The organism is Streptomyces sp. NPDC050704 (assembly GCF_040654355.1).
In the GTDB taxonomy this organism is placed as follows: Bacteria; Actinomycetota; Actinomycetes; order Streptomycetales; family Streptomycetaceae; genus Streptomyces.
The window spans coordinates 55,943-80,946 of the sequence record NZ_JBFAHW010000015.1; the positions used below are offsets into that span (position 1 = coordinate 55,943).

The window sequence follows — 25,004 nt, forward strand, 5'->3', positions numbered from 1 at the left end:
GGTGAAGCGCGCGCGGCCACGGAAGGGAGACAGGACGTGACGGACCGGCGGGCACGTCCTCGGCGGCGGGGGCAGGGTGAGCTGGAGGCGCAGGTGCTGGCGGCCCTGCGCGCGGCGGAGCTTCCCGTGACCGCGGGCTGGGTGCAGGAGCGGCTCGGTGACGACCTCGCCTACACGACGGTGATCACGATCCTGACCCGGCTGCTCGCCAAGGGCGCGGTGACCCGTGAGCGCGAGGGCCGGTCCTTCGTCTGGACCCCCGCGTCGGACGAGGCGGGGCTCGCCGCGCGGCGGATGCGCAAGGTGCTGGACGGCGAGCGGGACCGGGAGGCGGTCCTCGCCAGCTTCGTGATGTCCCTGGCACCGGACGACGAACGGCTGCTGCGCGAACTGCTGGGGCGGTCCGGGACGGAGTAGGGACCCGGAGACCCGCAGGGCGGAGATTCTCGGAACTCTCCCGACTGCTTACTTTGCGATTCCTTTACACTGGTTGCGAAGCCTGACTGTGATCTTCGAGTACGAAAGGAGCGACGGTTCCGCGATGGGTGAACCTCCCAGTACCAGCCGTGCCATGTCCCGCCCGCCGAGTTCGAGTCCGCGTGTGGGAGCGGGGGTGGCACGGTGATCGAGGTCCTGCTGCTCCTGCTGGCGTTGCTGCTCACGCTGGCCTGTGCGCTGTTCGTGGCGGCGGAGTTCTCGCTGACCACCGTCGAGCGAGGTGATCTGGAGCGGGCCGCCGAGGCCGGTGAGCGGGGCGCCGACGGTGCCCTGAAGGCGGTGCGGCGGCTGACGGTCCAGCTGTCCGGGGCGCAGCTCGGCATCACCGTCACGTCGCTGGTGATCGGCATGCTCGCCGAGCCGTCGCTGGCCGCGCTGCTGCGCGGCCCGCTGGCGGCGGCCGGTCTGGGCGGCGCGGCCTCGTCCGTGGCGACCGTACTGGGCGTGGTCGTCTCCACCGTCGTCCTGATGGTGGTCGGTGAGCTGGTGCCGAAGAACTGGGCGATCTCCCGGCCGCTGGCCGTCGCCAAGGTGGTCGCGGGGCCGCAGCGCGCCTTCACGGCCGCGTTCGGGCCCTTCATCCGGCATCTCAACAACACGGCGAACCGTGTCGTGCGCCGCTTCGGTCTGGAGCCCGCCGAGGAGCTGGCCACCGCCCGCGGTCCGGAGGAGCTGGTCGCGCTGGCCCAGCACTCGGCCGCCGAGGGCGCGCTGGAGGCGGACTCCGCCGAGCTGTTCGTCCGTACGCTGCATCTGGGCGAGCTGACCGCGCAGAACGTGATGACGCCGCGGGTGGACGTGAAGGCGCTGGAGGCGCGCGCCTCGGCCGCCGACGCGGCCAACCTCACGCACGCCACCGGGCTGTCCCGTTTCCCGGTCTACCGCGACAGCCTGGACGAGGTCGTCGGCACGGTCCACATCCGTGACGTACTCGCCCTGGAACCCGCGAAGCGGGCCGTCACGCCGGTCACCGAGCTGGCCACCGTACCGCTGCTGGTGCCCGACAGCCTGCCCGCCGACCGGCTCCTGGAGCGGATGCGGGCGAGCCGCACGATGGCCGTGGTCATCGACGAGTACGGCGGCACGGCGGGCGTGGCGACGGTGGAGGACATCGTCGAGGAGGTCGTGGGGGAGGTCCGGGACGAGCACGACCCGGTCGAGCCCCTCGACCTGCTGCCCGCACCCGCCACCGAGGACGGCCGGGCCGCCTGGGAGGCGGACGGCGGCGTCCGTATCGACGAGCTGGCCGGCATCGGGCTGCGCGCGCCGGAGGGTCCGTACGAGACCGTCGCCGGCCTGGTGGCCACGCGGCTGGCCCGGATCCCGGCCGAGGGCGACGTGCTCGACCTGGACGGCGGCTGGCGGTTCGAGGTCCTCGACGTCGAGCATCACCGCGCCGACCGGGTCCGCATCACCGCGCCCGCATCCGCGGCTGGGCCCGTGCCCGCGCCCGCATCCGCGTCTGCCAGTACGCCCCGCCCGGGCCGGCAGCAGGCCATGGAGGAGTCCCGATGACCACCCTGCAGCTCGCCATCGGCGCTCTGACCCTGCTGACCAACGCGTTCTTCGTCGGCGCGGAGTTCGCCCTGATCTCGGTGCGCCGCGGTCAGATCGAACCGCGCGCCCAGGAGGGCCACAAGCGGGCCCGGATGACCCTGTGGGGTCTGCGGCACATCTCCGCGATGATGGCCACCGCCCAACTGGGCATCACCGTCTCCTCGTTGGTGCTCGGCGCGGTCGCCGAACCGGCCATCGCGCATCTGCTGGAGCCCGCCTTCGAGGCGGCGCACATCCCGCACGCCCTGGTGCATCCGATCGCCTTCGTGATCGCGCTGACCGTGGCGACGTATCTGCACATGCTGATCGGCGAGATGGTGCCGAAGAACCTCGCGCTCGCCGCACCGGTGCAGGCCGCGCTGCTGCTCGGCCCGCCCCTGGTGGCCCTCACCCGGGCGCTCAGGCCGGTCGTCTTCGGTATCAACGCCTTCGCCAACGTCCTGCTGAAGCTGCTGCGCGTCGAGGCCAAGGACGAGGTGGAATCGGCCTTCACCGACGACCAGCTCGCCCGCATGGTCGTGGACTCCAGTCAGGCCGGGCTCCTGACGGCCACCGACGGCGAGCGGCTGCGCGACGCGCTGGAGCTGGGCACCCGCCCGGTCGGCGAGATCCTCGTGCCGGCCCAGCGGATGCGTACGGTCGACCACACCGTCACCCCGGCGCGGCTGGAGCGCGCGGCCGCCGAGGCCGGTTTCTCCCGCTTCCCCGTGACGGGCGAGGACGGCACCCTGCTCGGCTACCTCCACATCAAGGACACCCTCGGCGTCACCGACCGGGACCGGCCCTTCCCGCGTACCGCCCTGCATCCGGTGACCCGCGTCCGCATCGACACCCCGCTCGACGACACCCTCACGGCCCTGCGCGCCACCGGCAGCCACCTGGCCGCCGTCACCGGCGAGACGGGCACCGTGCTCGGCTTCGTCACCATGGAGGACGTGCTGTCGGAGCTGGTCGGCCCGGCTCCGGCCGCGGCCTGACGGGTCCTGACGGGTCCCGCCGGGCCATGCGGCACGCTCCGCGGAGCGTGCCGCATGGCCTCCGCCACAGTGCCCGGCAACCTGCGGCGGCTATCGTGTCGACGCGAATCGAACACGAGCAGGTCGTGGAAGATCGCAGAACGTCGGCGAAGGGCGCGTTGTGTCGGACGAGGGGCGGTTGGTCGCCGGGCGGTACCGGCTGATCGAGCGGATCGGCCGCGGTGGCATGGGCACCGTGTGGCGTGCCGAGGACGAGGTCCTCAGTCGCGAGATCGCGCTCAAGCGGCTGCACGTCCGGCACCACCTCACCGACGACGAACTCGCCACGGTCTACGAACGCACCCGCCGGGAAGCCCGCAGCGCGGCCCGCATCGCCCATCCGAACGTGGTCGTCGTCCATGACGTCGTGGACGACGAGGGCCCGCCCTGCATCGTCATGGAGTACGTCCCCTCGACCACCCTCGGCGAGCTGCTGAAAGGCGGCGGGACCGTGGCGCCCGCCGAGGCCGCCAGGATCGGCCTCGGCATGATCGCCGCCCTGCGCGCCGCGCACGCCGCCGGGGTGCTGCACCGCGACGTCAAGCCCGCCAACGTACTGCTGGGCGCCGGCGGCCGGGTCGTCCTCACCGACTTCGGCATCGCGATGGCCACCGGAACCTCCACGCTGACCAGGACCGGCGAGATCATCGGGTCGATCGACTACATCGCGCCCGAGCGGATGAAGGGGCGCAGGCCAGGACCCGCCGCGGACCTCTGGGCGCTGGGAGCGACCCTCTACCAGTCCGTCGAGGGGCGGCCCCCGTTCCGCAAGGAGACGGCGATGGAGACGGCGTACGCCATAGCCGTCGACCCCCTCGCCCCCATGAAGCAGGCCGGACCGCTCGAACCCCTCATCGAGGCGCTGCTGGCCAAGGACCCGGACGAGCGCCCCTCGGCGGAGGAGACGGAACGGGTACTGCGGGCCGTGGCGACGCCGACGGGGACGGAGGCGGGGGCTGAGGCGGACGGGGTGGCGGTGGCGGTGACGGCCGAGCGGGCGCCGACCGTCGAGCGGCCGACTGCCCGGCCGACGACCGGACCGACCCTGACCGGACCGACCCTGACCGGACCTACGTCGACCGGGCCTGCGCCGACCGGGCAGCCGCTGCACGGGCATCAGTCGATCGCGCAGCCGTCGAGCGCGCAGACACACAGGCCGGCCGCGCAGAGGCCGGACGGGCTGGAGCCGACCGCCGTGGGGGCGCCGGCCCCGCCCGCCCCCGCAGACGGGAGGGGCAACCGCGGCCGGGGCCGTAAACGGCGGCGCGCGCTCGTCTGGGGCGCGGTGGCCGTGACGCTGGCGGGCGCGGCCGTGGCGGGCGGGCTCTACGCGGTGTCCGGCGACGGTGACACGCGCGACACGACGACGGCACCCTCGCCCAGCGCTTCCGCGCCGCCGCCCGTCCCCGAGGGGTTCCGCCTGGTCAGGGAGGGCAGGTTGGGCGTCTCGTTCCCCGTCCCGGAGGGCTGGAAGCGCGACGACAAGTCGACCGCCGAACAGGTCACTTATACCGACAAGTCCAAACTGGTCGAGCTCACCGTCGGCACCGTGAACCCCGCGGGCGCGAACCCCGTGTCGCACTTCGAGAACATCGAGGCGAACACCAAGGACAACTACCCCGACAGCTACCGGAAGCTGCGCATGCAGCGCACCACGTTCCAGGGGAAGCCCGCGGCGGTGTGGGAGTTCACCTTCCAGGGGCGGGTCCGGATGTTCCGTGCCATCGACTTCGGTTTCGGCCAGGAGGGCGGCACGGAGTACGACATCTACCTCTCGGCGCCGGACGCCCGTTGGGACACGTACCGCCCGGTCTTCGACAAGGTCAAGGAAGGCTTCCGCGTCGGCTGACGGCGCTCAGACCTGGTGTTCCTCCGGCGGCGCGACCGGTGCCGGGATGGACGCCGTGTCGAAGTCGCCCGCGATGATCCGCGCGGCGAGGTCCGCCAGGCGCAGCCGACGGGAGCGCGCGTACGAGCGGAACGCGGCGAAGGCGTCGTCCACCGAGGTGTTCCAGCGCTCGGCCAGTACGCCCTTGACCTGTTCGACCAGGATGCGGCTGGTGAGGGCGGTCTCCAGCTGGCTGTTCTCGACGTGCGACTGTTCCAGCGTGCGCTGCTGGAGGATCGCGATGGTGGCCACGTCGGCGAGCGCCTGGGCGAGCGCGATGTCCTCCTCGCCGAGGCGGTGCGGGGTGGCCTGGAAGAGGTTGAGCGCGCCGACGACCCGGTTGCGCAGGCGCAGCGGAATCGCGTGCGTGGCCACGTAACCCGTCTCACGGGCCCGTACGGCGAACTGCGGCCAGGCCGCCGTCGTCTCCTGGCAGGTCAGGTCGATGTTCGTGCGGGCCGAGCCGCTGCGGTAGCACTCCACGCACGGGCCCTGCTCGTGCTGGAGCGCGAACAGTTCCAGCAGCCGGGTGTGTTCGTCCGACGCGGCGATGATCTGCAGTTCGCCGTGCGCGTCCACGAGGAGGATTCCCGCCGCCGAGACGTCCAGCAGCTCGACGCACCGGGTGGACAGCCGTTGCAGCAGATCGATGACGTCGAAGTCCTCGACGAGGGAGTCCGCCACCTCCACAAAGACCTCGACCAGACGTTGTTCGCGGGCCATGCCGATCATCCCTTTCCTTCGTTGGGCGAGTACGGCCCGTTCCGGTCGTCTCGGTCGCCGAAGCGGAGTTTGCGGGCGACCACGTCCTTCGCGATCTCCCCGAGGGGACGTTCGCTGCTGTAGGCGTGAGCCCGCAGGCGCAGGAGTGCCTCCTCCATCGGCACGCCGAGCTGGACGCTGATCATCCCGGTGGCCTGGTGAACGGCCGCGCGGTGCAGCCCGGTCGGCCGTTCCAGGAAAATGCCGGAAACGGGACCGGCGTCCCCGCCGCTGTCCGCACTCCCGTTTCCGTTTCCGTTTCTGTTCCCGTCCGTGTTCCTGTTCCCTGCCCCGTGCGCGCCCGGGTACCCCCGCCGGTCCCCGTTCAAGAACGCGCCGGTCAGCACGGCGGCCAGGGCCGTGGCGTCGGCGCACTGCTGTGCGGTCATCGTCCGGTCGCCGTCCGAGAGCACGGTCAGTACGCCGACCCGGATCGCCCCGATGCCCAGCGGGAAGCAGCACACACCTTGTACGCCCATCTCCCGCGCGGGCGGCAGCAGCGCCGGCCATCGGTCGGGACGTACCCGGTCCAGGTCGGGCTCGATGACGGGTGCCCCGCTGCGCACCGCGTCCGGACCCGGGCCCTCGCCCAGCGTGAACTGGAGTTCCTCGAAACGGGCGCTCACCTCGGGGTGGCACCAGACCGGCTCCGCCACCCGGCCGTCGCCCACGAGCAGGGACAGGGCGACCCCCTCGGCGCCCAGCGCCCGCGCGCACGCCCGCGCCGGATCACCGCGCCCGCCGAGGCGCAGCGACCGGAGCACGTCGGCCATGCCGTCGCTGATCACCGGGTTCCGTTCCGCCGCTGCCGGGGTCCCTCGGACGAGGCACCGACCGGCGCTGCGCCGTACTTTACGCGGATCGGTTCACGGCGGGGCTGCACCGTTCACCGCCTTCCGAGGCTATGCCCCGCCAGGCGTCCTGGGCGCTCGCGTACCGGGGGAACCGTTCCGCCAGGGAGCCGGCCCGGAGCAGCAGGCCCGTGCAGGGGCGGGTGTAGACGACCCGCGCCCAGCCGTGCCGCTTCCGGCAGTCGTCCCACGCCGTGCACAGCGGGTCCAGCACGCTGCCGTCCACGAACGTCACGTCGCTCAGGTCGACGACGAGGAAGAGTCGCCCGGTGCCGTGGCGGACGGCGGCCAGCGTGCGGGCGAACCTGGGAGTAGTCGTCAGGTCCAGCTCGCCGCGCGCTCGGACCACGCGGTACTCGTCGAGCAGGTCGGGATGCGGGTTCATGTGCCCCATCTCCATCTGTCCGTGCAGCAGCTCTCCGGAGAAGCTCTGTGGGACAGCTCTCCGGAGTGGCTTCGTCTTGCGCAGGGCCTCTGTTGCGCGGAGCGGGAGTTCACGGAGAGGGCCGGGGGCACGGGCTGCCGCCCCGTGAGCGTAGGCCCGGGAGGGGCGGTTCGTCGCCGTGCTTCCGGTATCTGTGGCAGGGGTGTCCGCAGCGGTCGTATGTGGTCGGCAGATGATCGGTTCCAGGCGGTTCGGGGTCGAAGCCGCAAGGGTCGCAAGGGAATTGCCGCGGACGGTGGTGGCGCAAGCCATACGGTCTCAGAAGCCTTCTTTCGGGGCGGGCGGGGTACGGTGGGGGAACCGAGGGCATGTCGTACACCGGCGATCGAGCCGGTCTCGTCCTCGGCGCTCGACGATGCCGGGCCGTTCAGAGCCCGGGGCGGGGTCCACCTCATGGCGGCCGAAGCCGTTGACGTTCCGCCCGCACACCAGGGCGGCCGAGACCCTGACCGCCCACTTCGCAGCGAGCCAACGAACCACTGAGCCGGCCGACCGCCGATTCACCGATTCACGGAATTGCCGATTCACGGAATCGTCGAGGCACCGGGGCACTGAGGCCGAGGAGCCGCCAGCCGCCTGCCACCGGCTCGACCGAACCGCCCGAGGAGAAAGCCTGTTCCGTCCCGCGGTCCGCCGCGAACGAATCACCGGCACGCCGAACTCGTGCCCCAGACAGGAGCGCTTCCATGGCCACCGTCCCCGTTCTCGAACCCCTGACGCCTTCCCAGCCCCTCGCCCGCCTGCGCCTGGCCCCGCACAGCGCCCTGCCGCGCCGTATCGACGGGGCGTGGTGGCCCCGCTCGCGCGATCTGCTGGTCGAACTCCCGTTGCTGATCGGCGCGTTGCCCCGGGCGTGGGGACAGATCACCGGCGTCACCGTGAACACGGCGATGTGGTCGGTGTCGCCCGGCCGGATGCTCGTCGCCAACCACGTCGTACGGCTGCGCAGGACGTCAGGATCGGACGGCCGGCACACGGTCTGCCTGCTCAGCCCCGGCCGGGGCCGCTGGGACCTGCTCGTCGTGCCCCCGGAGGTCGACGCGGCGGACGCGGAGCCGCTGATGGCGGCCGCGGCGGCGGGAACCGCGACGACGGCCGCGCGCTCGCCTCGCTGACCTCGCTGACTCGCTGACGGGTCAGTGCAGTGGCCTGCGAATCCACACGTCCCCGGCACTGGAACCGGCACCGGCACCGGCACCGGCACTGGAACCGGATCCGGCACTGACGTCTGAAACGGTGCGAGGACCGAGGACGCCGAGCCTCGACCATCCCCACGCCCGCAGGGTCTCCTCGGCCGCGTTCGTCGGACGACCACCGTCTCCGTCGCCGTGGGGGTCGCGGGCCACCGCCGTGACGACCAGGTCGGTGTCGAGGCGGATCAGCAGCCGTTCGACCAGGCGCGTCGCGATGCCGAGGCGGCGGTGGGCCGGCAGCACCATCAGTTCGGTGAGCAGGAAGGTGCGGCCGGAGGCGGTCAACTCCTCGATGTCGGTAGGCAGTTCCCCGTGGAAGTCGGACCACCACTCGCCGGTACGAGGCACCCGGAACCCGTAGGCGCAGGCGACGAGACCGCCCCCCTCGGCGACCACCATGTCGAACCCGGCGCCCTGCACATGCTGCTCGAACCGGCTCAGAAAGCTCCGGTGGTCGTGCTGTCCGGCCCCCGCGCTGCCCCGGTACGCCGAGACGTGCACGTCCGCGACGGCGTTCCGCTGCTGCTCGGCCTGCCACCGGGACAACCTGCGCAGGTACACCTCGGTCATACGGGCCTCCCCCGGCCGTGGGACGGACGTCCCCGGACTCGGCATCGTGGCAGCAGGAGCCGCCGGGGTAAACCGGGCGTCGGGATCAAGGAGGCGATGCCCCGTCACGCAGGCCCGCACACCCATGTCCACACATCGGCCAATCCCCGCACACCGGTCCTCCGCAGGGCTGTCCACGCGTGTCCGGCTGGCCTAAGCTCGTAGTCGTGTGATGAGCGAGGCTCTTCGCGAGCCCGGTCACCATCCCGACGCCATCCCGAAGTCGCGGTCGTCGGCTTCCCTCGCGCCCCCTGTCCCCGGGCGCCACCGCCCCTTGCCCCCGGGCGCCAGGACGAGAATCCCACCGCCGAGTCAACTCCCATGTCCCTGTTGTCCCTGTCGGAATCCCGCCGCGGTGCATTCCCGCGTGCCGTGGCGGCCCGACGAGGACTCACCTGCCCCGATGTGCCGACCGGGGGGCGGCGCGACGGGGCGGTGCGGTCGCCGCCGGTGCACGCACCACCGGCGGCGACCGCCCCACCTGGGGGCGCGCGGAAGGGGATCAGCCGACCGGCACCGGAGTCACCGTCGCCGCGAGCGGATACGCGCCCGTCGTGAGCGCGGTGCCGACCGTGCCGTTCGACGTCGTGACCGGCACGAGCGCACCGGCGTCGGCCGTGGTGACGTAGGCCGTGGCACCGTTCCAGTCGAGAGCGACGTCGAACGCGGACCGGCCGACGGTCACCGGGGTGCCGGGCGCGCCGGTGACCGTGTCGACGGGGGTGACGGTGGTGCCGTTGCTCGCGCTGACCCACAGGGTGCGACCGTCGGGGGACAGCGCGAGTCCGTACGCCTGCTGCCCGTTCACCAGGAGCGTCGGACGGGTGTCGTTGGTGGCGGTGTCGATCGGGGTGACCGTCGAGCCGCCGGAGTTCGACACGTACACCGTCTTCCCGTCCGGCGCGGCGACGACGTTGAACGGGTTCGGGCCCACCGGAATCGCCGTACCTGCCGTACCTGCCGTACCCGCGGCCAGGCTTACGGGCGTCACCGTGCTGTCGTGGATGTTCGCCACGTACAGCGTGCTGCCGTCCGGGGTGATCGCCATGTTCTCCGGGCCGTCGCCCACCGGGATCTTCGCGCCCGCCGTCCCCGTCGCGAGGTCCACCGGCTGGACCGCGTCGTCGGAGTAGTCGGCGACCCAGAGCGTCTTCCCGTCCGGGGTCAGGGCCAGGCCCGCCGGGACGTCGCCGACCGGCACCGTGGCCGTGACCGTACCGGTGCCGACGTCGATGACGCTCACCGTGTCGGAGCCCTGGTTGGCGGCGTACGCGGTCCGGCCGTCCGTACTGACGACGACCTCGCCCGGGTTCTTACCGACCGCGATCTCCGTCGACTTGCCGGACGCCAGGTCCACCGAACTGACCGACGCCCCACTGAAGTTGGCGGTCAGCGCCCGCTCGCCGCCCTTGCCGTCCGTCACCCGGACCGGAATCGCCCGGCCGACGAGCCCGTCACCGCTCACCACGACGGACCGCACTCCGGCGGCGGCCCCGTCGCCGCCTGTCGCCGTGAAGGTCACCTCCACCGTGGCCTTGCCGCCCGCCGGGACGGTGAGGGTCCCGGCGGACGGGGAGACGGTGAGACCGTCGGGGGCCGCGGCCTTCCAGGAGACCGTACGGTCCGCGGTCGACCGGTCGTCGGCCACCGTCAGGGTCGCCGTGCCGTTCGCCCCCGGGGCCAGCGAGAGTGACGACGGTTCGAAGGAGGCGTCCGGTCCCGGATCGGGCGCGGCCCGCAGCGTGGCGTCGTACAGGAACTGCTCCATCACACCGGGCGCGATCTGCTGCGGGACGGAGTCGAGTTCCTTGCGCTGTGCCTGCAGCCGGTCGAAGTACGTCCGCACCGCGTCGCCGTCGCCGTCCGCCTGGGCGAGCATCAGCCGTACGGCCGTGTCGCCCGCCTCGCCGTAGGCGCCGAGCTTGTCCAGCCAGGCCGATGTCTCCTTCAGGAAGCCGGAGTTGTCGAGGCGGGCGCGGAGGTCGGCGGGTGCGGCGGCCATGGCGGTGAAGTAGGCGCTGAGCCTCCGTGCCGCCTCCGCGAGCCCGCTGCCGTTCTCGTACGCCGTCCTGAACGCCTTGATCAGTGGGGTGAGCGTGGGCGACTCGGTGGTGTCCAGCAGGGAGGAGTAGCTGTTCTCCGCGAAGATCCGCAGGGACGGGGCGGCGGGCCCGCCGAGATCGGCGACCGAGGCGAGGAAGGCGGCCCGGGGGTCGTACGCCGCCGGGTTCCAGGCGTAGTCGGCGGAGGTGAACAGGGCGAGCTTGCTGGCCTCCGCCTGGACCATCGGATTGGCGGTGATGCCGGTGACGGCCTCGGCCACGCCCGCTTCCCGCCCGGTGTACGGACCGAGCAGCAGGCGGCTGGTGGCATAGTCGTTGACGGGGTAGTTGTCCCAGACCAGGATCGGATGCCCGAACAACTCCCGTGCCCGGCGGGCCTGTTCGGCGCTGATGGTCGGCGCGATGACACCGACGCCGGTCCACTCCACGACCACCGACGGGTCCAACCGCTCCCGCAGCGCGGTCTTGTAGGGCGAGTCGGCGAGATCGGAGTACTCGGTCGGGACCATCTCCAGCGGCGGTATGTCGGCGTGCGCGTCGACGAAGTCCTCGACCACGTCGTTCAGCAGCGAAGCCTGCGCCCTGCCCGCCGCACCGCCCCCGGTGCCGAACTCCCGCTCGTCCTCGGGGCAGTTCCAGGCCGTGTAGCTGATGTCGTCCAGCGGAACCGCGAACGAGCGCACCCCGATCGCGTACAGCGACTCGAACTTGGCCACCAGCGCCTTCACATCGGCCGCCGACGAGTAACAGACCGAGAGACCGGGGGAGAGCGCGTAGGTGAACCGCACGTGGTTCTCGGCGGCACGGTCGACGAGTTGCTTCAGCTGCGCGAGCCGGTCGGCGGGGTACTCGTCGCGCCAGTTCGCCCGCAGATACGGGTCGTCCTTGGGGGAGTACACGTACACGTTCTGCTTCGTACGCCCGTAGAAGTCCAGCTGGGACAGCCGGTCCCGCTGCGACCAGGGTGCGCCGTAGAAGCCCTCGACCACACCGCGCAGTGCGGTGGCCGGCCAGTCCCGGACGGTGGTGGCGGGCATGCTCCGGCGGCTGAGCAGCTGCCGGAAGGTCTGCGCCGCGTAGTACGTGCCTGTCGCATCCACGCCGGACAGCGCGACCTTGCCCCGGCCCGCGGCGAGCGCGTACCCACCGGACGGCAGCCCGGCGGGCGAGTCGGCCCCGAGCCGGGCCAGCACCCCGGCTGTCGCGCGGTTTTCGGACGGACCGCCGATGTAGACGGTCAGCGCGGCGGCCGGTACCCGCTCGCCCGCCGTGACGACCCGGACGGTACGGGCCCCGGCGCCGCGCAACACCCGCTCGACGAGCCTGCGCGCGGCCGGATCGGTGTCACGCCCGACGACCTCCACGACCCGCTCGGGGACCGGTTGGGAACCATGCGCCGGCCGCATCTGCTGCGGTGTCGGCCAGACGCGGGGGGTGGCGGCCGGGGCGGCGCGCTCCGCCACGGCCATGGCGGGGGCCGGGACGGTACCCAGCGCGCAGAGAGTCAGGACAGCGACGACGAGACCGGGCAACCGCTTGACGGCCGGTCTCCGGCTCCAGTTTCGGCTCACTATTTTATCCATCCGGCGAAATAGTGGTGGATGGATTCACCGGCGGCAAGACCGCGGCGGCTGTGTTTACGTGCCTGGAACCCGGTCGTCTACGAGCCCGTGCCGCGGCAGGCCCGCCTCGAACTCGCCGTCGACGACCTCGACTTCGCGGTCATGACCTCGGCGAGACTGAGGCCCCGCTGCCGGAACAGGGCGGCACCGAGCCGGAGTTCGCACCGGGCGCCGCCGGGCCGGAGTTCCGATCGGGCGGCGACAGTTGGCGCGTCTGCACCGGCCCGGCCGGGCGCCCTTCTGCCTGACCAGGGGCTGAGGTTCATTCAGGAGACCGCCGGCCCCGACGCCTCCATGAGGACCTCCCCGGCCGCCGTTCGGACGTACAGCACCGACCGCCCGGCCCGCCGTCGCTCCACCAGTCCCGCGTCCAGCAGCACCCGCAGATGTCGGCCCACCGACCCCAGCCCCTGCCCGGTCACGGCGACCAACTGGGTTGTGCTCATGGGAGTTTCGAGCAGCGCCAGCAGTCCGGCCCGCGCGGCCCCGATGAGCGCCCCGAGCCCGGCCGGGACGGGACGCTTGCGGTGATCCTCGGCGAGCACCCCGAGACACGGATAGACGACGGCGTACCGCTCCTGCCCCTCCCACGACACCCAACCGGCCCCCGCCGTCACCGGCATGAACAGCAACTCGGCCCCGGCGGCGACCTCCCGTGGCGGATACGCGTGCAGGTTGACCTGGAACCGGTTCTCCCCGAGCCACCGCGTCCACGGCCGCAGCTCGTCCAGCAGGGCCGCCCAGCCGCCCTGGCCCACCCGCGCGGTCCGCGCGACCATATCGGCCTCCAGGACCCGCCGTCGCCGCTCCCAGTACGGCCGTACGGTCTCCTCCCAGACGTACGTCAGCAGCACGGTCGCCCGCTCGGGCAGGTCGTCCCGCTCCAGGGCGGCGGGCAGCGGACCCCGGGCGCACACGCGGAGGTTGGCCCGCGCCTCCTCGGCCGTGGCCGCCCGCACTCGGGCCACGGTCTCCTCGAAGCTCTCCCCGACGCACGAGGTGGGGCAGAAGAAGTCGGCGATCCAGGACGTGCCGATGGCCACCTGGACGAGCTGCGCGGCCACCGGGTCGGCCGCGAGGTGCGCGCGGTAGCCGGGCAGGTGCGTGCGCAGCCAGGCCTCCTCGCCCGGATGGGCGCCGGTCCCCGCGTGCAGCAGTCTCAGGCTCGCGAAGGTCTCGGCGAACGGCGAGAGCACGAACCGGCTGCGGGCGAGGGTGTCCGTGCCGATCTGCCACAAGCCCACGCGTACGACCTTTCGTGCCGGCTGTCGGCCTTCCGGCTGTCGGCCTTTCGTGTGTCGGCGAAACAATATCCACTGCCCCCGGACCGCTCAGAGACTTCGCGCATGCGCAGCTACCGCTCCCTTTTCCGCACGCCGGAGTTCACCCCGTTCCTGCTCTCCTTCGCCGCTTTCGCCGCGGCCCAGACGATCGGCGGCCTGGCCCTCGGCACGCTGGTCTTCCGGGCCACCGGCTCCCCGTTCCTGTCGGCGCTGAGCATGTTCGCCCCGCAGCTGGCGCAGTTGCTGGGGGCCACGTTCCTGCTCTCGGGCGCCGACCGCCTGCCCCCGCGCGCGGTCCTGTGCGTCCTCGCCCTCGCCTTCGCGGCCGGCACGGCGGTACTGGCGCTGCCCGGCCTGCCGCTCTGGGCGGTCTTCGTCGTCCTGCTCCTCCAGGGCCTGGTCGCGTCGCTGGGCGGCGGAGTGCGCGGAGGACTCCTGAACGAGATCCTGCCCAAGGACGGCTATGTGCTGGGCCGTTCGGTGTTCAACATGCTCTGGGGCCTGACGCAGATGGCCGGTTTCGCGATGGGCGGCGCACTGCTGCTGCTCCTCTCCCCACGGACCTGCCTGCTCCTCGCGGCGGCGCTGTACGTGCTGTCGGCCCTCGCCACCCGCCTCGGCCTCACGGCCCGCCCGCCGCGCTCCGCGGGCCGCCCGTCCGTCTCGGCGACCTGGCGCACCAACGCCCTCCTGTGGTCCTCCCGCTCCCGCCGCCTGACGTACCTGGGCCTGTGGGTCCCCAACGGCCTGGTGGTCGGCGGCGATTCGCTCTACGTCTCGTACGCCCCCGAAGCCGCCGGCATGCTGTACGCGTTCGGGGCGCTGGGCATGTTCGTGGGCGACCTGGCGGTGGGCCGCCTGATACCTCCCGCACTGCGCCCCCGCCTCGCGACCCCGCTGCGCCTGCTGCTGGCGGTGCCCTACCTGTTCTTCGTCCTGCGGCCGGGAGCGGCGCTGTCGGCCGTGGCCGTCACCGTCGCCTCCGTAGGCTTCGCCGCGAGCCTGGTCCTCCAGGAACGCCTGATGTCCCTCACCCCCGACGACCTCGCGGGCCAGGCCCTCGGCCTGCACGCCACCGGCATGGCCGCCTGCCAGGGCATCGGCGCCGCCCTCGCGGGCGCCTTGGCCCAACTGACCTCCCCGGCCACGGCGGTGAGCCTGATGGCGGCCGCATCGGTCACTGTGACGCTGACCCTCGCGGCGATGGGCAGGCGCCCGGGCGGACACCTGGGCGGACACGAGGAACGGTTGTCCCCGGCAGAGCGGCCTCGGTCGAGCCAGGTGTATCCAGAGAGGTAGAGAGGTAGGGGGAGATCCACCTCTGGAGTGATGCGGCCTCAGCCCGGGTTCGGGAAGGCTGCTGCATGCCAGGACCAGCAAGAAGAGGAAAGGAAGAGGAAAGGCTGCATGGAAGCGATCAAGGAGCCCGACTGGAACACCGTGGGAGTCCTGGGGGCTGCCCGCGGCGGCGCGCTGGGAACCGACGAGAAAGCCATCGGCACCGAGCACCTGCTTGCCGGCATCGCCACGGCCAAGGGCGCCGCGCGCGAAGCACTCGCGGCCGAAGGGGTGACCAAGATCGCGCTGACGGCGGTGTTACGGGACAAGAAAGGCCGGGCCGACGCGTGGAGCGGTGCCGACGACGCCGAGGGAAGCGCCGCCGCGCAGGACGTGATGGGCGAACACGGTGACAAGCGCGACCGCTTCACGGGTGCCGCGGCCAGGGCGTTGACCACGGCGATGGAACAGGCACAGCGGGAGGGCGCAGCGAAGTTCGGCGCCGTTCACCTGCTGCGAGCGCTTCTGGCGGAGGAGGACAACCGCGCGGTGGAGCTGCTGAGCGCGTGCGGCGTCTCACCACAGTCCGTACGAGACCGCCTGGACGGCGGTGACGGTGACGATGGCGGCGGCACCGCGGGCCGGGACGACGACCTCGACCCCTTGCTGCACGCCACCCGCGACGTCCTTCTCGGCCGCGGCCGCGGCCACTATCGTCACCTCCCCTTCTGGAAGCGGTGGCTGGTCAAAAACGCCGGGATCAACTTGGCGTCGAAGCCCGCCTGGTGGGTCCAAATGGAGACCTACGACCAGGCCCGCCGCCTCGGCAACCGCACGGTGGGCACCGAACACATCCTCCTGGCAATCCTGGCCACCCACGAGGTCGCACTCCGGTATCCACACCTGGCGGCGGAGAACGCCCCCGCTCCCGACACCCGGTACGCGGGCGGTGAGCGGCTGGCCCGGCTGGGCATCGACTATGCCTCGGTCCACAGCGCGTTGACCGGTGACCGGGTCCAGCTGACGGCTGACGCCCGGCCTGTTGAGCGGTACCTCGATGTGGTGGCGGGGCCGAGGGCGGGGAGGTTGGCTGACGCCGACTCGCTCTCCGACTCGGGCACCGGCTCCGACACCGCCGTCGGCAGCGACAGCGAACCGGTGGCCGACCCGGGCACCGGTCCCCTGGTCGAGATCCTCCTGAGGGAGAAGACCCGGGCGCGGCAACTGGTGGACGCGCTGACTGCCAACCCGGGCGACTGACAGGGCATTTGGGCACTTGACTGGGCCGATCACTGAGGGGCTGATCGGCCGTGCCCGCCGACTTCGGGCGGCTTCCGTGTTCGGAACGGCAGGTGCTGGTCGGGGTGGCCACATCTGGATCTGGTGCGCTTGTGGTGGGTTCGTCGCCCAAACGCGGGAGGCCTACAGCTCAACACGTGTCTCGACGTCACCCCGCCGGAGAAGGACGTGTGCCGGCCGGAACGGCAGACTGCGCAGAGTCGGCTCCAGGACCTTGAACAGAGCATCGGCATCGGGTCCGTAGGCGTACACGACGGCTTCGCCTTCTCCGAACTCGTTCCCGTCGACCTCCCCGACGCCTGCCCTCTCGGTCGCTGCCTCCATCGCCTGTTCAGCTTCGTAGATCTGCTCGCGCTGGTCGCCATCGCCGAAACCGTCACCGGCAAGCCGGAAGTGCGCGATGACGGCATGCTCCTCATCCCCGCAGTCAGGGGCAATGGGTGTCTCCACGCCGGACACCCTCTCATCGAGGTCTGACACTCTCACCGCTGCGCTCGACCCGGATCCGCCCCACCAACACGATTTCCAACTGTGATGGGGTGATGGGCTGGGTGCGGGGGCATTCAACTGGGTTCATTGGCGGCTAGTCTTGGGAGCGACTTCCCGCCTCGATCCCGCCTGAACGGCCGTGAACGGCTTTGAATTAGACGGAAACTGAGACGGTTGGCGGAGGGCAGTATGGGGGCCCGGCCGTCCGGCCACGATCGGTTGAGCGCTACATGACGGGAGCTTCACAGTGCTTGCACGGTCGATACCTCTCAGCCCGTGCATCGCCCAGGAGCATCCAACTGGCCTCAACTAGGTGTCGTCCGTCGCCGATCATGAGGCCGCAGTGCTCGTTGCCGTGGAAGATTTCACGGCTTCCGGTAGCGCTGTCGCGCACCAGTATCGCTGGCTCCCTGGAGCGGTCGATACCTTCGTCTGCATAGCACTTCTGCATGTACTCAGCGTCGCGCTGGCCAGACGCACTGGTATACGGCGGTTCTCTTCCCCGCGTGCGGATCCTCCAATTGATCCTGCTACTCCACCGTTTGGTTAGACATGCGTACCGCAAGCTGTCATATCGGCCGCCCGATTCGACGAAAATCAGTAGATCGACCCTTAGCTGTGCTAGGTGGATCGGCGCATCCGCTAAACCGGGGCACCGAGTACTGCGGCTGCCCGCCGGCGTCCCAGCACTGCCGACGCCACCTCGTCCTGGGGGCACCGCTTTAGGAGAGCGGTTGGAGGATCATGTCGATGACCTGGGGATTCGATGTCTGGTGAGGCGGCTGGCAACTCGACCGTAAGACTCCCTCGTTGACCGTGGATGACCCCAGCATCTGGAAGGATGCGACACGAGCCGGACTTTTCAAAAGACTGCTATACCACCATGCCAGTTTCAGGCCTCATGAAGAATAGTACCGAGTTTCTCTTCCCAATGTCCCGAAGATGACTTTGTCTCAGAGGATGATGAGTCGTCGCCGAGAGGAATTGCGAAGTTGCAATAGTAGGAAATAATCTGCGCGGCTCGCGCAAAATCCTTTGCAAAGTTCCCATTTGCGGGTCTTTTGAATTCACGCAGCAGGAATTCCTGTAGGTCATCGTTGATTGGCAAGGAAATCGATCCCTTTTGCTTGGCAATAGGGAGCCTCCAAATGCACCATACTGCCGTCCTCTTGAAGTCCTCGTTTTCGCTGCCGCGCCATATTTCGAGGCATTCCCTCAAAAGTCCCTGCAGCTCATCGTCTGACCATGAAACTTGATCACCCATCCAGGCGAGAGCCCAGTAGGACATGGTCGCAATTTTCGGACCGTTATCGAAGCGCTTCATTGCAGACAAAATGAGTGCTTTGTATTCGGCAAATGTCTCAAGAGGAGGGATTTTTTCTTCGGGCACAACTTCGGGGAGTTCGTCAGCATTCTTACCTTCCGGACGCTCTTCATGCTGAACCCGAGAGTATGAAAGCAACATAACGCATGCGAGGCCGGTGACAGTTTCTCTGTCCGAGTCCGATCGAAGAAGAAGGTGTACCTCCTCTGTGAAGTCTGGATTTTCGAGTACCGTCAACCCTGCTAGGCTCGCGATTGCCGATGCGTAATCGATCACATTGTTTTTCTGTGCGGAATATCCAGCCCAAGCCACATCTGGAATTTCTGGCGAGAAGCGTGACTCATGAATCGCTGCGACCAGGGAAGCATCATTCATGTTTGTGTGCCGAATTAGGCAATCGATTGCCTTGCGAACCTGCTCCGGCGAGATTTGCACTTCATCAACAAGGCATTGGAGCAAGGTTTCACTTACGAGAGAACTCCTTCGCTCCCGTTCTTCAGTATCGATTGACGTGCGAGTTTCAATCGACTCAAGATCTTCGATGAGAACTTCAATCATTCGCTTCGCACCACGGCTACCCGCCAAGGCTGTGGCCAACGGAATTACCTCCGACCACGACTCGTCGTCCAAGTGCGGAGAAAGGATTTCAGTGTAGTCCTCTGTTTCCTCGCGCCTCGGGTTCCAAGACTCCACGCATGCCCGAGCGGCTAGATATTCTTGAAAGGTTAGATGTTTGAATTCGTATAGCGGCCTCAGGTGTCCGTCTTCGATAACATGTCCACTCTGCACGAGAAGACTACTGCGGTCTTCCACCCGCTCAATCAGCTCAGTTGCTGACATCCGGGCGTACCCAAGAACTTCCGGCATTTTAGCGCGAGACTGCTCAAAGAGGTCTCTCAATCCCTTGGCGCTAATGCTTTGCCGATTTGAGGTAATCATTGAGAATGCCGCATAAGCGAGCTGGGGAAGCGCTTCGTCTTGGTCGATGGGTGTGTGCCCTTCAGTATTCCAAGTCATCAGCAGGACTTCGATCGCCTTGTCATATAGAACACTTCTCTTTGGTGGAAGCTCTCCCAGCCATCGTTGAACAAGAAGTAGGGTAGTTAGAAGGAGGGGGTTGATAGCCAAGTCGCGAACTCTTGGCTGGCTAACAATTGACTGTGCAATCTTGTTCGCAGATTCTGTCGTTCCTCCAACAACTTCATGTTGCCACGCTCGACAAAGTGTAAAAATATCCTGCACTGAGAGATCTGCGATTCGAAAAAGGGAACATACAGAGGACATGGCGCCCGAGACAGCCCTGAATCCTGCTTCTCGACAAGTAATAATGACACGCACGGCAGGGTAGGTTCCGATGAAGGTGCGCAGCTGCGCTGCAAAGGCTGCTCGATCTCCCGGGTCGCTAATCTCATCCAATCCGTCGACGAGTAGTAGCGCGTCACCCTGCTTGAGTTCCTCAGAAACACGGCGGGAAAACGCTTCCCTGAGGTGTGGTAGTTCAGCGAAACGAGGCAGGTCCTGAATGAGCTCCGTAACAGGTTTCCTGACTTGACTTCCCAACTGTCGGCATCGGATGAATAGTGGAAACCAGTCAGTTGCAGGCAGCTCATCTCCGACTTCGCCACGACGTTCAGCAACTGCGTATGCGACTGCCAGGCGTTTGAGGAGCGTGGTCTTCCCGGCACCAGGTGCTCCAAGGATGGCAACATGCTTGTGAGAATTAAGTACCTCACTTACTGTAATTCTGGGAGTGTTGGATTTGGCCGAAGGGAGGGCAGTGCCCTTTTCGTCTTCATTCTTTTCGCTCTTGGACACAGCGGATAGATGGAGGGGAACATAGATGGATTCGAGTCGAATTGTCTTGCTTCCAACCTCCTGGTCAGCAGGAAGACCCTCAAGAGTGATCCCTCCACACTCGCGTTCGAGGTAGTCAAAATAGGAGGAGGTTGCTTGATCTTGCTTCGGCTTAGAGTCTGGAACGTCGGCTGGCGCTACATACTGCAGGCCGCTGAAAATTTTGGCGGATTCTGCGTCTGATTCGGAAATTGCAGTAACTAGGTCTGCGTCTAGTCCGTAGCCGTCAGCGTGGATCAACGTGAAAAATGCATAGCGGCCTCCGACTTTGAAGTAGAAGGCCCAGATCCATCCGATCTCATGGATCGCAAGAGAGCAGCGCTGGCCTAGAATCGCCCGCTCGGGGAGGTTTTCGCACCGCGAAGCAACGGAAGCCGCCTGCTCGCGGCTGACAATGACGCGCCCTCGTACCAACTCCTCTACAATCTTGGGGGCATCAAGCAGGATTAGACGATTCCCTGCCTCTTCCTCTTGTTCGAGCGCGGTGGCTGTGTAGCCACCAAGCGAGACAAAATACGGGGCCAATTCCACGGCGCCGTTTCTAGCGCGTTCAACCTGAACCGCTCCAGCAAACTTGTTTGCGTCACTCCCTCCTATTGGCCCCTTGGTTGCCTTGCATTCGGCAATTAGTGAGCGTGTCTCGGTTCGATGCTTTCCCTTGATATCGATTTCTCTTCCAGCTTTTTGGATATTCAGTGAAAAATCTTCATATCCGAGAGCGTGAAACACGTCTTGGACTGCCCTGCCGAAGAGGTCTCCTTTCTTGTTATTGTCGGACTCCAAGATGCATACCTTCACACGTTCCTGACGGTCTGACATGCGAGCTCCTGCATGCTCAAGGTGGGGGAGTGTCCGGTCAGTTTGCCGGACGCAAGCGGCCCTTGTACGGCAGACACAGAAGAAGCAGCTTTAAGGGTGCAAGGTGGGTGCGCGGAGCGGTTTGGCAGGTAGTCTGCCTGGTCCGGGGTCGAGCGTGATCCAGAGGGTCGTACGCTGTCTGGCAACGTGGGCAGGTTTGGACCTGCCCATAATGCGAATAGGTGGCCCCCTGGCCGTGCTCGACGTCGGACCCGGGAGGCAGGTGGCCGAGGCTGTGGAGTCGACCGCCCCAGCCACGACGAGACCCTGCAACGGCAAGCGGCTAACTGTTGTGCGCGCGGCACGGGCGCTGGCCGGGCTGGAGCGGGGCGGAGACAGGAGCACAGGCCCGGCCGGCGCCCGCGCCACGCGCGCTGGACGAAGCGAACCGCCTTGAGCCCGTAGAGAAAGTTGTTACTCAGGTTTCGCTGGGATGTGCCACAACGGTGCCGTGTACTGCTTGGGGCGGCTGCTGATGAGGAGTTGCCGTAGCTCCTCCCTCTGGGAGCCGTTGTGGTTCAGGGCCTCGGTGAGGTGGCGGAAGGTCGTGTGGGTGACTCCGTGGCTGCGGGCTTCGTTCTCGAACTGGTCGAGTTGGGCCAAGACCGTCTGTGGTAGCAAGTCCGAGGGCGGCTGGTCTTTGAGCCATGCGGCTTTGTTGCGCTCATAGTCGATTTCCGAGTAGCCGCAGACTTCCCGGCTGTGTGCCTCGACCTCGTCCAGCGTCTCGGTCGCCATGATGGCGCGGGCCAGCTGGTTGCGGCTGACGGCGTCGTCCAGGTCGACCTCGTGGACGGTGGGGCCTTCGTCCGTGAGTGCGACGGGCAGTCCGGCGTCTCGGACTTCGCAGGTGCCGCGTACGCCTCGGGCTGTGGCTGCGAGCATGCCGGTGGCTTCGGACGGGTGCCACTCCAGGACCGAGCTGATCGGCTCGACGTCCTTCGCCGTGAAGGTGTGGACGAGGGAGCCGAGCGTGCCGCGCAAGTCGTCGAGCGGTAGTTCGCCGTCCAGGCCGGGGCCCGCGACCAGTAGCCGGATGGGCGCGTTCACCTGGCAGCACGCGGCGAGCGTGAGGGCGTCGGCAAGCGGGCTCTTCAGCGTCGGCTCGTCGCCGCGGGCGAGGATGTCGCCGCCCACGTCGAGCAGATCGATTGACTCCGGCGACAAGTGGTCGATCAGCTCTTCGAGTTGGCGTGTGATGCCCTCGGCGCCATGGTGCGGGTCGATCAGCGCGAACGTGTGCGGGAGCTCTGCCGCAAGTCGGGGGAGTGTGGAGCCCGCTGGAGTGATCGGGCGGGCGTCCGCCGGCACTGTCCAGACTGCGGGGGTGAGCTGTTCGAGGCCGGTGAAGTTTTCCGGTCCCCGCGGTCCCGGTACCGGGTCGATCAGGAGGCGGTCCCACGCGTACGTGAGGATCACCGCCTGGTCCTCGTCGCCGTAGAGGGCGGTGTGAAGCATGGAGCCGGCGACTGCGTCGCCCCCTCCTCCTGCTGCGACGATCAACCGCTTCATGCGGCCAGCGTACGGGGCGGAGCGTTGACCGCTCACTCTATAGTGGCTAGAGGCCATAGCCACTTGGACGAGGAGGGTGGATGCCTCAGATTGAGGAGGCTCAGCCGAAGTATCTCCAGATCGCGCACTACATCCGCGATCAGATCCTTCGGGGAGACCTGCGGCCGGGGGACGAGGTGCCCTCGGAACGGCAGTTGGCGGCGGACTGGAAGGTGTCCCGGCCCACGGCCGCCCGGTCGTTGGAGGCATTGAGTCATCAGGGCCTGGTCGAGAAGCGGCAGGGCTCGGGTACGTACGTGCGCAGCCTTGAAGTCAATCGGCGGGCGCGGGAGTTGTATGGGCGGGCGCGGCAGACCGGGAAGATCTATACGCCCGGTGAGTACGCGGTGATCACCTCGGCCGGTTGGCTGCAGGCACCCGATCATGTTGCTGAGGCGTTGGGGCTGGTCAAGGACCGTCAGGCCGCGCACCGGCGGCGGGTGACCAACAGCCAGGACGGGCCGATCACGCTATCTACCTCCTGGTTCGCTCCGGATGTTGCCCAGCGTGCGCCCAAGCTCCTGGACCCGGCGCGGATCCAGGAGGGGACGCTCATGTACGTCGAGAAGATGACGGGGCGGCAAGGTAGCTATGCCGAAGACCGCATGTGCGCGCGTGACGCTACGGACGAGGAAGCGGCGGATCTCCAACTGGAGGGTGGAGCTGCGGTGCTGGTCGTTCATCATGTCGTCTTCGACCTTCAGGACCGGCCGTTGGAGTTCGCCGAAGCCACCTATCCCCCGCATCGTTGGGCCTTCGAGCAGGGCTACCCGCTCACCTGATCGGTGTCGGTTGTGCCGAATCGCTTGCATCCCTCAAGTGGCTAACGCCACTATCCAGCAAGTGGCTAAGGCCACTTGAGTGGGAGGGGCGCGAAGTGACGAGTCAGCGGTCAGACAAGGGCGTGCGGTCAGCTTGCCGGGATGCCGGGTCGCGGTTGGAGACGCGACAGCTCCCGTACGGCTCTGGCGCTTGCCCCGGCCAACGGCCGCGTTCGTGCCGCATCGAAACGGCGCTGCCTGAACTGTGGCGGCAGCGGCAAGGAGTGAGCGCGGATGGATGACACCACCGATGGCCGCGACGGCTTTGGTACCGCACGGCTCGGGGCGATGATCCTGCATCCGGCGCCGGAGTCCGTCCCTCGGGCCCGGCGATGGTTTCGGAAGTTCATCGCTCCGTACAGCCCGGCCTGCTCGATCGACGAGTGCACGTTGATGGTCTCCGAGCTGGTCACCAACGCCATTCTCTACGGGCGGGCGGATGAACCCTGGTTGGTGCGCGTCGAGTGGTACCGGGTGGAGACGTCGCTGCGGATCGAGGTGCACAATCCGGGGTTCCCGGCGAACGTACGGATGCGGCGCCCAGAGGCCAGCGACGCGCACGGGCGTGGGCTGCTCCTGGTCGACTCCATCGCCCACTCCTGGCACTCCGGACCCAGCCGATTCGGCGGGACCGTGGTCTCCGTTGTGGTGGCTGACGCCTGGCCGTCCAATGAGGGCTTCGGGCCGCTTCTGCTGTGATGTTCGCTTTCCACCAGGTGAGCCGAGACAGGGATGCTCGCGGGTCTCCAGGAAGTGATGGAGTCTGAGCTGTTGAGGTGGCGCGGGTAGTGAAGCAGACGTTGAACTGCCGGCGTGCCTGGCCGTTCATGGCGGCATTCAGTACGCGATCCGCCTCGCCGAGGCGTGAGAGGAGTGCGACGGTGGCAGACGACCTGTCCGCGGTGGCGAGGTTCCTGTACGAGGCCGGGACGCTGAAGCAGACCAAGCGCACGGGCTGATGGATGGCCGGCGTACGCGACCCCGAGTCGGTGGCGGAGCACTCCTGGCGCACCGCTCTCATCGCGACGGTCATCGCGAAGCTCGAAGGGGCCGACCCTGCGCGGGCCGCGTTCCTCGCGGTGTGGCACGACTCGCAGGAGACCCGTACCGGTGATGTGAACCACCTCGGGAAGAAGTACGCGACTGGTGCTGATCCCGAGGCGGTCACGGCTGACCAGGTGTCGGGCATGCCCGAGGTGCTGGCTTCTGCCGTGAAGGAGATCGTTGCGGAGTATGAGGCGAAGGAGTCCCCGGAGGCGGTCTGCGCACGGGACGCCGACAAGCTGGAGTGCATGATCCAGGGCATCGAGTACAAGGCCCAGGGCTATGAGAACGCTCAGCGGTGGATCGACAACAGCCGCGGGCGCCTCATCACCAAGTCCGCGAACGAGCTTGCGGACGCGGTGTTGGAGACGGGATCTCTGGACTGGCTGCGTGCAGCACTGGGGGAGCAGAAGCAGGGGTGAGCAGTTGCGATCGGGTCCCGAGTGGCGGGAGGCCGTTGGACGATCTCCTCTGCCGGACACCAGTTGCTAAAAGCGTGAGCACTTTCCCCGAAAGTTCTCACGCTTTTTGTGGAGGGGGTGGCTGGATTGCGGGCCACAGACCGCATTCGCAACAGGTCTGGCGGTTCGGGCCACGGTCCCACTGGCCTTCGGTGATCTTCTTCGTCTCTTGCCGGATGATGTCCGGCGCCCCGCACGCGATGTGCACCGGCATCGTCCCTCAAGCACGTCCTCGAAG

At 68.2% G+C, this 25,004-nt stretch carries 18 protein-coding genes and 1 pseudogene; 10 read left to right on the plus strand and 9 right to left on the minus strand.

All coding sequences use genetic code 11. The annotated features are described in order from the left end of the window. Positions 1 to 36: 36 nt before the first annotated feature. From AB0I18_RS11275 to AB0I18_RS11290, 4 genes are all read left to right on the plus strand, one after another. Positions 37 to 417: a BlaI/MecI/CopY family transcriptional regulator gene (locus AB0I18_RS11275; RefSeq protein ID WP_363105160.1), complete on the plus strand. Its 381-nt coding sequence runs from the start codon at positions 37 to 39 to the stop codon at positions 415 to 417. Positions 418 to 621: 204 nt separating this feature from the next. Continuing rightward, positions 622 to 2,013, plus strand: coding sequence for a hemolysin family protein (locus tag AB0I18_RS11280; RefSeq protein ID WP_363105161.1), 1,392 nt, complete (start codon positions 622 to 624; stop codon positions 2,011 to 2,013). Beyond that, a complete protein-coding gene (locus AB0I18_RS11285) occupies positions 2,010 to 3,032 on the plus strand; it encodes a hemolysin family protein (RefSeq protein WP_363105162.1) in 1,023 nt (340 codons plus the stop codon). Before AB0I18_RS11280 ends, AB0I18_RS11285 begins: the two co-directional genes overlap by 4 nt. Positions 3,033 to 3,192: 160 nt before the next feature. Beyond that, positions 3,193 to 4,920 (plus strand): serine/threonine-protein kinase, encoded by a 1,728-nt coding sequence (locus AB0I18_RS11290; protein WP_363105163.1) that lies wholly within the window; start codon positions 3,193 to 3,195, stop codon positions 4,918 to 4,920. 6 nt (positions 4,921 to 4,926) lie between these two features. Here the strand turns inward: AB0I18_RS11290 and AB0I18_RS11295 are convergent, their stop codons facing one another. The 3 genes from AB0I18_RS11295 to AB0I18_RS11305 form a co-directional block, all read right to left on the minus strand. Continuing rightward, entirely contained in the window at positions 4,927 to 5,691 is a 765-nt protein-coding gene (locus tag AB0I18_RS11295) for a GAF and ANTAR domain-containing protein (protein ID WP_363105164.1), read from the minus strand. Further along, on the minus strand, positions 5,688 to 6,494 hold the full coding sequence (locus tag AB0I18_RS11300; RefSeq protein WP_363105165.1) for a GAF and ANTAR domain-containing protein: 807 nt from the start codon (positions 6,492 to 6,494) through the stop codon (positions 5,688 to 5,690). Before AB0I18_RS11300 ends, AB0I18_RS11295 begins: the two co-directional genes overlap by 4 nt. A gap of 79 nt (positions 6,495 to 6,573) precedes the next feature. Then, positions 6,574 to 6,957 carry an STAS domain-containing protein gene (locus AB0I18_RS11305; protein ID WP_363105166.1) on the minus strand — a complete coding sequence of 128 codons (384 nt, stop codon included), beginning with the start codon at positions 6,955 to 6,957 and terminating at the stop codon, positions 6,574 to 6,576. Between the two features lie 746 nt (positions 6,958 to 7,703). On the opposite strand from AB0I18_RS11305, the gene AB0I18_RS11310 reads away from it, so the two are divergent. Then, positions 7,704 to 8,132: a DUF5994 family protein gene (locus AB0I18_RS11310; RefSeq protein ID WP_363105167.1), complete on the plus strand. Its 429-nt coding sequence runs from the start codon at positions 7,704 to 7,706 to the stop codon at positions 8,130 to 8,132. Between the two features lie 21 nt (positions 8,133 to 8,153). Here the strand turns inward: AB0I18_RS11310 and AB0I18_RS11315 are convergent, their stop codons facing one another. The 3 genes from AB0I18_RS11315 to AB0I18_RS11325 all read right to left on the minus strand — a co-directional run bounded on the left by AB0I18_RS11315 (position 8,154) and on the right by AB0I18_RS11325 (position 13,748). Continuing rightward, positions 8,154 to 8,780, minus strand: coding sequence for a GNAT family N-acetyltransferase (locus tag AB0I18_RS11315; protein ID WP_363105168.1), 627 nt, complete (start codon positions 8,778 to 8,780; stop codon positions 8,154 to 8,156). A gap of 541 nt (positions 8,781 to 9,321) precedes the next feature. Next, complete coding sequence (locus AB0I18_RS11320; protein ID WP_363105225.1) at positions 9,322 to 12,351, minus strand: beta-N-acetylglucosaminidase domain-containing protein; 3,030 nt, start codon at positions 12,349 to 12,351, stop codon at positions 9,322 to 9,324. Positions 12,352 to 12,770: 419 nt separating this feature from the next. Further along, on the minus strand, positions 12,771 to 13,748 hold the full coding sequence (locus AB0I18_RS11325; RefSeq protein WP_363105169.1) for a helix-turn-helix domain-containing protein: 978 nt from the start codon (positions 13,746 to 13,748) through the stop codon (positions 12,771 to 12,773). Between the two features lie 102 nt (positions 13,749 to 13,850). On the opposite strand from AB0I18_RS11325, the gene AB0I18_RS11330 reads away from it, so the two are divergent. Both AB0I18_RS11330 and AB0I18_RS11335 read left to right on the plus strand, forming a co-directional pair. Continuing rightward, positions 13,851 to 15,086: an MFS transporter gene (locus AB0I18_RS11330; RefSeq protein WP_363105170.1), complete on the plus strand. Its 1,236-nt coding sequence runs from the start codon at positions 13,851 to 13,853 to the stop codon at positions 15,084 to 15,086. Positions 15,087 to 15,194: 108 nt separating this feature from the next. Beyond that, on the plus strand, positions 15,195 to 16,325 hold the full coding sequence (locus AB0I18_RS11335) for a Clp protease N-terminal domain-containing protein (RefSeq protein ID WP_363105171.1): 1,131 nt from the start codon (positions 15,195 to 15,197) through the stop codon (positions 16,323 to 16,325). A 162-nt stretch (positions 16,326 to 16,487) separates the two neighbouring features. Here the strand turns inward: AB0I18_RS11335 and AB0I18_RS11340 are convergent, their stop codons facing one another. The 3 genes from AB0I18_RS11340 to AB0I18_RS11350 all read right to left on the minus strand — a co-directional run bounded on the left by AB0I18_RS11340 (position 16,488) and on the right by AB0I18_RS11350 (position 22,401). Continuing rightward, entirely contained in the window at positions 16,488 to 16,844 is a 357-nt protein-coding gene (locus AB0I18_RS11340) for a hypothetical protein (RefSeq protein WP_363105172.1), read from the minus strand. Between the two features lie 901 nt (positions 16,845 to 17,745). Beyond that, entirely contained in the window at positions 17,746 to 20,850 is a 3,105-nt protein-coding gene (locus AB0I18_RS11345) for an NACHT domain-containing protein (protein WP_363105173.1), read from the minus strand. A gap of 453 nt (positions 20,851 to 21,303) precedes the next feature. Then, positions 21,304 to 22,401, minus strand: coding sequence for a DUF1152 domain-containing protein (locus AB0I18_RS11350; protein WP_363105174.1), 1,098 nt, complete (start codon positions 22,399 to 22,401; stop codon positions 21,304 to 21,306). Positions 22,402 to 22,481: 80 nt separating this feature from the next. On the opposite strand from AB0I18_RS11350, the gene AB0I18_RS11355 reads away from it, so the two are divergent. From AB0I18_RS11355 to AB0I18_RS11365, 3 genes and pseudogenes are all read left to right on the plus strand, one after another. After that, a complete protein-coding gene (locus AB0I18_RS11355; protein WP_363105176.1) occupies positions 22,482 to 23,222 on the plus strand; it encodes a GntR family transcriptional regulator in 741 nt (246 codons plus the stop codon). A 273-nt stretch (positions 23,223 to 23,495) separates the two neighbouring features. Continuing rightward, complete coding sequence (locus tag AB0I18_RS11360; protein WP_363105177.1) at positions 23,496 to 23,960, plus strand: ATP-binding protein; 465 nt, start codon at positions 23,496 to 23,498, stop codon at positions 23,958 to 23,960. A gap of 182 nt (positions 23,961 to 24,142) precedes the next feature. Further along, positions 24,143 to 24,727 (plus strand): annotated as a pseudogene (locus AB0I18_RS11365) (HD domain-containing protein). The last annotated feature ends 277 nt before the right edge of the window (positions 24,728 to 25,004 follow it).